Here is a 4503-nt window from a genome sequence, read left to right as displayed (position 1 = left end):
TGTCGGGGGTTGAGTAGCAACGGAACAGAAAACCTACATAAGGCGCGGCTTCAGGCATCGTCGATGCCCGTGACGCTGGGATCACGGAGCGGCCGCAGCTCGCCGCGCGCGACCATGTCGGGGATGGTGAAGGCGTAGCGCCCGAGCATGTTGATGTGTTGGGAGCCGAGCGGCGAGAGGCGCGCGACGTCCTCGTCGAGGATCACATGACCTTCGGTGCGGAGCTGGTTGAGCGCGGCGTCGATGTAGATCGTGTTCCAGAGCACGACCAGATTGACGACGAGCCCAAGCGCGCCGAGTTGATCTTCTTGCCCTTCGCGGTAACGCTGACGAAGCTCACCGCGCTTGCCGTGGAATACGGTGCGGGCGAGCTGGTGACGGCTCTCGCCCCGGTTGAGCTGGACCAGGATGCGTCGCCGGTAGGTTTCGTCATCGATGAACCGCAGCATGTAGAGCGACTTGATGAGGCGGCCAAGTTCCTGGAGCGCGCGCGCTAGCTTGGTCGGGCGATCGTTGGTCTGAAGGACACGGGTGAGCCCAGTCGCGCGCACGACGCCGAGTTTCAGCGATCCGGCCAGGCGCAGCAGGTCATCCCAGTGCTCGACGATCAGCTTGGTGTTGATCCTGTTCGACGCGAGGTCGTCCAGCACACCGTAATCGGCCTTTCCATCGACACGCCAGAACCGCGCGCCGCCGATATCGGCGATGCGCGGCGAGAACTGGAGCCCGAGGAGGTAGAAAACGCCGAAAATTGTGTCGGTATAGCCGGCCGTATCGGTCATGATTTCGCTTGGCCGCAATTCGGTTTCCTGGTCGAGCACGACCGCCAGCAGATGGAGGCTGTCGCGCAACGTACCGGGGACCGTCACGGCATTCAGCCCGGAAAAACGGTCGGAAACCAGATTGTACCAGGTGACGCCGCGTTCGCGCCCGAAATAGCGCGGGTTCGGGCCGGCGTGGATCGTGCGGACCGGCACGGTGAATCGCAGCCCATCGGCCGAGGCGACCTCGCCGCCGCCCCAGGCACGGGTCAGTGGAATCCTGTTATGCGCGGCGACCAGTAGCGCGTTGGCCGCCGTCAGCGTTTCGGCCCGCATGAAGTTCTGCTTCACCCAGCTCAGCCGCGACCGGCGCAAGGCGGGGACCTCCGAGCGGACAAGCGGCTCGAACCCGGTATTGGTTGCCTCCGCGACAAGCACTGCACAGATCGTGGTCGCTATATCCTCAGCGCGCGCATTGCCCTCACTGGCATGAGTGAACGCTGCCCCGAACCCCGTTCGCGCGTGCATCTCCAGGATCAGCTCGGGGAGATCGAGCCGCGGCAGTCGCGCATCGATCGCATTATGCAGGTTGGTGAGGCTCAATGGCTCGTCGATCTTATCGAGCGGTGCGATTGATAGGTCGGCGGCGCTCGCGGTCTTCGTAATTGTCACGGCATCGTTGTCCGGCACGCGCGCGGCTGTTTCGCGGTAGGCAAGATCGAGCCGCGCCGAAAGTTTGGCGATTTCCTCGTCGCCAGCGACCGCCACGCCGACCGTGCGGCATACCGTCGGTCGCGCCGCCTCCCAGCCAGCTCCCGTCAGTAGGCCCTTGCGAGGATCGGCATAGCGAAGTGAGCGAACGGGAAAGACGTCGCGGCGACGGATGGCGCGGCGTAGTCGGTCGAGCGTACAAAGCCGGTATCCGATCAGATCGAATGCACCGTCCGCGGTCTTCAGCTGGCGGGCCCAGGCCTTGGGTACGAAAGATGTTGGTACCGGTCCACGGCGCTTTTCACCCTGGTGAACTCTCCGCAGGTGATCGACCGCGTCCAACAGCGGCTGCCCCGCTGGCGCCGCCGCAAGATCGAGCCCAGCAAGCATCTTCGGCAGATAGCGCATCGTGCCAGTCTGCTGGCGCAACTCGACGAAGTAGCTCTCGTCGGTCGGCCGGGCGAGCAGGTTCACCTGCGCGACGGCCTCGGTCAGCGCTGCCCGGTCGACGAGCGCGAACACGGCTGCGCGGACCTCGGTGTCGCCGATACTGTCATCGAGCAGCACCGCCCCGACATCGCGAAGCCGGAGCGATGCGGCGTCGAGATCGCGCAGTGAGCGCATCCGCGCCTCCTTGGCGTTGATGCGCGCATTGGAGAACATCTTGGTCGACACGGCGTCGAACAGGTCGATGACATCGTCGCTGGCCGACGCTTCAAGCGTCCGGATGAAGGCAACCAGGGTCGCCGCGCGGCGATCGTCCGGCAACCGGGCGACGGCCTGCGCTTTCGCGGCGCCGGCAAATCGCGCTAATGCGGCGGCCTTGCCGGGCGGTACGCGGTCGAGTTCGGGCAAGCCTGTGGTGAATGTACGGATTTCGGTCAGTCGGTCGATGGCCCGGCTGATCTCAGGGCCGCTTTGCAGATATGGCCCATCACGGAGTCGATCGAGCGGGCTTTGCCGTCCATCTTCGGCAACAGCGACGAGCGTATCGAGCCGGGTACGTTGCTCTGACGTCAGCTTGTCGACCAGGCGGCGATGGACGTGCGCGGCGACTCGCGTGCGGACCCGTGCGATATCGCGCTCGAGGACGGACAATCCCGGTAACATCACCTTGAACTCGAGCAGCCATGTCGCGGCTGCGTCGAACAGGGCCGACGGTCGATCGGTGCCCGTCCAGCACAGCGCATACAGGAAACGATGCAATCGGAACGCGACGCCGGGATCGGAGAAGACTCGGTAGCCATAATGAATGCGGATGCGCGGGCCGTGCCGCCATCGTCCCTTGGTCGCGCAATATCGCGCCATTAGTTCGGCCGATCCGTCGATCGCCAGTTGGTCGCCAGCAAATCGCGTGACGGACGCAGGTATTTGCGCCGGATCTTCGAGAAAAGTGCCGAGCAGCCTCAACGAGCCAAGCTGCACCGCGACACCGAGCCGGTTGTGGTCGCCGCGGTGTGCGCCGATGAACGCCCGGTCCGCATCGTCGAGATGAAAGTGCCGCGCCAGCTGTTCCGAGGTCGGATCGCCTACGAAGCGACCATATCGCAGTGCCTGGTCGTCCGAGAGAAAGCTGACTGGCACCGCTTCACGCTATGCCGCTGCCGCGGATCTGGTCCCGCGCTTGGCCAACAGTTCGCTGGCCCGCTCTCGCGGCTGTCCTTTGGCGTCGACATAGGCATAGAGTGTCGACACCGATACTCCGAGCTGGACAGCGACGTCGCGCGCGGCATTGTCGCGGTCTGCCATCAACGCCATTGCGGCCTTCAACTTCTGTTTCGTCATCACCCGTGGCCGCCCGCCCGCGCGGCCACGGGCCCTGGCCGCAGCCAGCCCTGCCATCGTGCGCTCGTGGATCAGGTCGCGCTCGAACTCGGCCAGGGTTGCGAAGATGCCGAACACTAACCGGCCCGTGACGGTCGTCGTATCGATATCGCCGGTCAGCACCTTCAGGCCGACGCCGCGCTTCTGCAGATCTCCGACCAGCCCGACGACGTGAGGCAGCGACCGTCCAATTCGGTCGAGCTTCCAGACAACAAGAGCGTCGCCATCACGCATGATATCGATTGCCTTGTCGAGCCCAGGCCGTTCGGTCGTACGGCCCGAGCAAACGTCGTCGAAGATCCGGTTGCATCCGGCACGATCGAGCGCATCACGTTGCAGATCGAGATTCTGCTCGCCCGTCGACACCCGCATGTACCCGATCAGCATCGACGCCCGCTCCCTCTTGCATCAATCTATCGAACGATGGGTTTACCGGCTATAGGTTTCTGGACGGGTAGATGTGAGATTGAAGGCCGTCCAGTGGGTCGATCGCGTTCGTCGGACCGCTTCGCATCAAACCGGGGTTTGTTGTGACCGCATGGTTCAGCGTTGCATCTGGCCCTCGAGCAATGTATGCACGATAATGTCAATACAGGAAGTTTTGTGATATTTGAGTGGGACGACGACAAGGCCGCTGCCAACCTGCGCAAGCACCATGTCGCATTCGAGCTGGCTGAGCTGGTCTGGGATGATCCCGCCCATATCATCGTGTTTGATCGCTATGAAAACGACGAAGAACGCTGGCACGCGATTGGCTTGGTACGCGGCATATTGATCTTAACGGTCGTCCACACGCTCCCCACGGGTGACGATGAGAACAGCATACGTATTATCAGCGCCCGAAAAGCGACAGCCGATGAAAGGAAACGTTATGAAGCACAAGATGACTGAGGCTGACATAGCGGCCCAAATTGCGCAGCTAGTGGACATGCCTGACACTGACATCGACACGGCGGATATTCCCGAGGCACCGATTGAGAATTGGGCTTTGGCAAAGCGTCCCGGTCTTTACAAGCCGCGCAAAAAACCCGTTACCCTGCGGCTCGATACCGATGTGGTGAGCTGGTTCAAGGATCACGCGCAATCGGGGGGATACCAGACCGAAATAAACCGCGTGCTGCGCCGTTATGTCCATGACAACGCGGACCGGAGATAAGCGGCTGCTTGGCTTATGTAGGTTTTCTGTTCCGTTGCTACTCAAACCCCT

Annotated in this window: 4 protein-coding genes; 2 read left to right on the top strand and 2 right to left on the bottom strand. The window is 62.7% G+C overall.

Annotation, left to right across the window (positions count from 1 at the left end):
- Positions 1–50: 50 nt before the first annotated feature.
- Together NTCA1_RS27980 and NTCA1_RS27975 are read right to left on the bottom strand one after the other, a co-directional pair.
- Complete coding sequence (locus tag NTCA1_RS27980) at positions 51–3056, bottom strand: Tn3 family transposase (protein ID WP_015449303.1); 3006 nt, start codon at positions 3054–3056, stop codon at positions 51–53.
- A 9-nt stretch (positions 3057–3065) separates the two neighbouring features.
- Positions 3066–3683 (bottom strand): recombinase family protein, encoded by a 618-nt coding sequence (locus NTCA1_RS27975; protein ID WP_015449304.1) that lies wholly within the window; start codon positions 3681–3683, stop codon positions 3066–3068.
- A gap of 186 nt (positions 3684–3869) precedes the next feature.
- On the opposite strand from NTCA1_RS27975, the gene NTCA1_RS27970 reads away from it, so the two are divergent.
- Positions 3870–4187 (top strand): BrnT family toxin, encoded by a 318-nt coding sequence (locus tag NTCA1_RS27970; RefSeq protein ID WP_031290428.1) that lies wholly within the window; start codon positions 3870–3872, stop codon positions 4185–4187.
- Positions 4168–4452: a BrnA antitoxin family protein gene (locus NTCA1_RS27965; protein ID WP_010339846.1), complete on the top strand. Its 285-nt coding sequence runs from the start codon at positions 4168–4170 to the stop codon at positions 4450–4452. The genes NTCA1_RS27970 and NTCA1_RS27965 overlap by 20 nt, the downstream gene beginning before the upstream one ends.
- Positions 4453–4503: the final 51 nt, after the last annotated feature.

The sequence above is a fragment of the Novosphingobium sp. TCA1 genome (assembly GCF_009811895.1).
In the GTDB taxonomy this organism is placed as follows: Bacteria; Pseudomonadota; Alphaproteobacteria; order Sphingomonadales; family Sphingomonadaceae; genus Novosphingobium; species Novosphingobium panipatense_A.
This window is presented reverse-complemented; position numbering and strand designations above follow the sequence as displayed.

Coding starts and splice junctions, on each gene's coding strand:
- NTCA1_RS27970 (WP_031290428.1), top strand. CDS start 3,870: ATGCACGATAATGTCAATACAGGAAGTTTTGTGATATTTGAGTGGGAC.
- NTCA1_RS27965 (WP_010339846.1), top strand. CDS start 4,168: ATGAAGCACAAGATGACTGAGGCTGACATAGCGGCCCAAATTGCGCAG.
- NTCA1_RS27975 (WP_015449304.1), bottom strand. CDS start 3,683: ATGCTGATCGGGTACATGCGGGTGTCGACGGGCGAGCAGAATCTCGAT.